The organism is Lacticaseibacillus manihotivorans DSM 13343 = JCM 12514, assembly GCF_001435035.1.
Classification (GTDB): Bacteria; Bacillota; Bacilli; order Lactobacillales; family Lactobacillaceae; genus Lacticaseibacillus; species Lacticaseibacillus manihotivorans.
This window is the reverse complement of sequence record NZ_AZEU01000111.1, coordinates 1-4,399: the sequence shown is the minus strand read 5'-3', so window position 1 is coordinate 4,399 and position 4,399 is coordinate 1. Positions and strand designations below refer to the sequence as shown.

The 4,399-nt window shown below is 51.1% G+C and carries 4 protein-coding genes; all 4 read right to left on the bottom strand.

Translation table 11 applies throughout. From position 1 onward, the window contains the following. Positions 1–43: 43 nt before the first annotated feature. The gene (locus tag FD01_RS05910; protein ID WP_082611710.1) at positions 44–1,420 is read right to left on the bottom strand and encodes an HAD-IC family P-type ATPase; all 1,377 of its coding nucleotides are present in this window, start codon (positions 1,418–1,420) and stop codon (positions 44–46) included. 80 nt (positions 1,421–1,500) lie between these two features. Then, entirely contained in the window at positions 1,501–2,883 is a 1,383-nt protein-coding gene (locus FD01_RS05905; RefSeq protein WP_056963174.1) for an MFS transporter, read from the bottom strand. A 170-nt stretch (positions 2,884–3,053) separates the two neighbouring features. Next, entirely contained in the window at positions 3,054–3,359 is a 306-nt protein-coding gene (locus tag FD01_RS05900) for a hypothetical protein (RefSeq protein ID WP_056963172.1), read from the bottom strand. Positions 3,360–3,557: 198 nt separating this feature from the next. Further along, positions 3,558–4,289 (bottom strand): hypothetical protein, encoded by a 732-nt coding sequence (locus tag FD01_RS05890; protein WP_056963170.1) that lies wholly within the window; start codon positions 4,287–4,289, stop codon positions 3,558–3,560. Positions 4,290–4,399: the final 110 nt, after the last annotated feature.

The window sequence follows — 4,399 nt, the reverse complement described above, 5'->3', positions numbered from 1 at the left end:
TTTTTATTGTCCAAAAAATTTTGAGACAGTGGCTAACTTGATTCTAAAATGCGCGGAAACGAACGTTTACGATCATCAGCTTTTGCCCATTCACGATCCCGTTGAGACCAGTCCCAGCGATCGTGGTCACCTCATGAGCAGTCGGCACAGCAATTTTTAAATCCCGGGCCGCCTTAAGGATCCCAACGGAAAGTGGATGGCTGGAATTTTGTTCCAAAGCCGCAAACTCTGCCAAAACTTGTTGCGACGTGCGCTGAGCATCCCATGAATCATATGCCGAAACGACAAATTCGCCGGCAGTCAGCGTCCCAGTTTTATCCAGCATCACCATATCTAACCGATCAGCGACTTCGAGCACTTGCCGCTTGCGCATCAATAACCCGTGTTTAGCGCCGAGCGACGTCGAGCGCGCGACCACTAATGGGATCGCCAAGCCTAACGCGTGCGGACAGGCGATCACCAACACCGTGACCATGCGCGCCAAGGCAAAATTGAAATCTTGCGCCAACACCCACCATGCGCCAAAGGTGACCAATGCCGCGCCGACTGCGACATACACCAGCCAGCCGGCAACTTTATCGGCAATACTTTCGGCATTGGAGCGCTTCTGCTGGGCTTGGCTCACCAATTGGGTCACTTGGGCCAAATAACCAGATTCTCCAGTCCCAGTCACTTTGATCTGCACCGTGCCGTCACCGTTCAATGATCCGCCGATCACGTGATCAGATACCGTTTTTTTGACCGCGCGGGCTTCGCCGGTAACCAAGCTTTCATTCACCGTCGTTTCACCAGCTACGATCACGCCGTCTGCAGGCATTTTTTCGCCAGCTTTCACTAATAATACCGCATCGAGCTCAACTTGAGATAAGGGCACAGTTTTTGGCGTCCCATCTGCTGAAATCACAGTGGCATCACTGGGCAATAACGCCGCGATTTTCTCCAAAGCATCCCCGGCGGCCATCACCGCGTTCATCTCGATCCAATGCCCCAACAGCATGATATCGATCAGCGTCGCCAGCTCCCAGAAGAAATCCATCACATGGCCATTAGCCGGGACAAAATGATTCATCATAAAAGCATACATACTGTAGAAAAACGCTACCGAGATCCCGATGGCAATCAGGGTCATCATTTCCGGTTTACGCGCTTGCAATTCCGCTTTGGCCCCTTTGAGAAACGGTGCGCCACCGTAACCATATAAAAATATTCCTAAAATCAACACCAGCCAATCAGAACCGGAAAACGTCAGCTTCGGCAACCAAGCCACTTGTAACATCGGCGACAGCACCAAAATCGGCAGCGACGCGATGAGCGACACCCAGAACTTCTGCTTTAAGTTGCCCATGTGCATCATCTGGCCACCATGTTGCATCATGGTATGGTCGTGTGACATGTCGTGATGATCTGGCATATTTTGCATGACGGCTCCTCCATTCACCTGACTGACGCTTCTACTTTCTTTATAGCACGTTGCCAGCTGTCCTCACAAGCGATAACCCTTCACTTGATGCGCCGGCGCAACTGCCAAAGCGCCACCCCTAACAAAATGCTCGCCACCAAATACGCACCTCTTTGCGCCAAAATCAACTCGGCACGCGGTTGACGCAAAGCATTGGTCACCATTTTGCCAGCGGTTTGAGACAAAATGCCATAATAGATCCCGCCGGCCACGCTCACGCCCAGCATCATCCCCACTTCTCGCGCCAACGAATTCAGCGCCCCGATGGCCCCGCGATGCGCCGCCGTCACCCCAGTCATGATCTGCGTGTTGGCGGCAGTGGTGAACAAAGCCGTCCCGATTACGGAAATGACCGACCAAAGGATCACCCACCAAGGCTCACCGACGCCACTTAACGCGACCAATCCTAACTGCGCCACCAACATGATGGCCATCCCGATGCGCATCAACGTCGCCTGCCCCCAGTGATCCACCAAAACGCCAGCCACAGGATTCGCCACTAACGCCGCCAAAGGGCCTGCCATCAGCACCAAGCCCGTGATTCGACTATCGAGGTGGACGACTAATTGCAAATAAATCGGCGACAACAAGACGAACGCATACGCCGCGATGAAACTCAAAAAGCTCGCCAACAATGGGGTCGCCACTTTTTCACCTTTCAACAAGCGCGCCTCAAACAAAGGTGTGGCTTGTCGTTTTTCAAGGCGCAACCAGCCCCATAAAATCAAACCGATCACCGCCAACCCAGCAAGCGCAATCACTGGTTGTCTGCCAGCCAGCACTGACACCGCATAAAAACCGCCAGCTAGCAGAATCAATCCACCAACCCCCAGCCAATCAAAGCGTACGTTTTGTGAATGGGAAACATTTTTCGGCAACGTCCACACTGAAAGTACCAGACACACGATGCCGACGGGAACATTCACCCAAAAAATCTCCCGCCAGCCCCAATTCGCCAAAATTAACCCACCAAGTCCCGGACCAGCCAACGCGCCTAATGAAATAAAAATACTTTCAATACCAAACGCCCGCCCTAATTGTTCAGGCGGAAACAGATCCGTCACCACCGCATAACTGGTCGCCATGGTCATACTGGCCCCGATAGCTTGAATCACGCGCCCGATCAATACCACGCTTAACTCATTGGTCGCCCCAGCTAACCACGACCCGATCACAAATCCGGCTGTGCCCATTTGAAACAAACGGGTCCGTCCAATGCGATCACCGAGCTGACCAAATGGCAACAATAGCGCGCTGATGGTGATCAAATACACGCTGATCACCAAATTCACTGACGCCGTGCCAACGTGCAACGCGCGCGCCATCGTCGGCACCGCAATGGTCACAATACTGCCGTCCACCACCACCATGAAGAAAAACATCCCCAACACACCTAACCCCAACCACCGTTGCATCGCCTTCATCACGCCACCTCCTCATATCGGTAGGGAAAGTATAAATTGGTTTATGGAATCCGGCAAATTTGAAGCGCCGATCTCGCACATTGGCCTGCTTGATGGTGCTCAAACTCAACCAAAAAATGAGCACAACTCAAAAAATGCCCAGTCAACGCCGACCAGGCACTTAAATTCAGTTATTTTTCTTCGCGCGGTAACATATCAACGTCCCACTGCAATGATTCAATCTGCGACTTCAAATCAGCGTGCTGGGTTTCAAGCGTGTCAAGTCGCGAATTGAGATTTCTCAAGGCCATCACGGCTTCAACCATTAAGGCTTTGTCGCTTAAAGCCATCAGCACTTCTTTTTCAAGGCGAATACGTTCGCGCTCAGCCCGCGCTTTGGCTTCGGCGGCTGCTTTTTCAAGCCGTTTTTGTTCCTCACGCTTTTGTTGAAATTCATCGATTTGTTCACCGATTTTTTGTTTCACCTTGTTGAACATGTGCAGTCATCCCTTTCTTCCAGTCACAATTTCTTCCCGCGCAGTGCGATCGAGATGACAGTGCCCCCGGCCAGCAATGCGGCACTGGCGGCTGTCGTCAACACGGATTTTAATTTTCCATCGGACCGACGCTGACAATTTTGACAATATTTTCCGCGAGTTGATTGGGGTAATTCCTTCCCACATTTTTGACAATATTTAGGCATGTGATTCCTCCTCGTTCAGTTCGGGTTCGGCGATCAATGGCTGTGCTTCAGCGAATGGCAACGATAATTGTGCAATGTTTTGTTGCACAGACTCAAAGCCTTCGACCAAATCACCGAGGTCAACATCACTGTATGAATTAAAGGTCAGCAAGGTATCACGCTCATTCAGCTTGTTTTCGCCGATAAACTGGTTGAACTGACTCAGACTCAAGGTCGCGGCTTGCTTTTCGCCTAACAAACTATATCCTGTCGCTTCAACTTGCACAGTTTTGGTGATGGCCATCAGCGTATCAAAAATTTCATGACTTTTTTCGATGCCGGCATTTTGTCCACTGGTATCAAGGAACTGCTTGATTCGGCCTTGTTGACTGCGTTCGTCAAAAAAACGTTGTTCGGTATGAAAGGCCCGAATCAGCTTTGCCTTGGCATCCGTCGCACTGCTTAAAATGTTCAGTAATTTCGCCTCGCGCACTCTGGCATCCGTGATTTGGTTGGCTTGTTGCAGTTGTTGCCACGCGCTGTCCACCATGGCCAAGCGATCATCTTGCAACTCGTTGTGCACATTGGCAAGTTCTTTGCGCAAGGCGTGAATTTCGCTGATCACCTGGGCCATCGCCACTTGCGATTGCAAATCGATGATCGAGTGACTGAGGTCTGGCGTCAACTTCAGATCCTTCAGTCGAACTTGCGCCACGACGCCATGAGAACCAAAAATCGACGGCAAAATGTTCCCCTGACCATCAGGAATAAAACGATAAACCCCGCTATCGATCAGTTTCTCCTGGATTATTCACCTCGGTATTTGGGACATGAAATCGCATCTGGCCGGTCTGA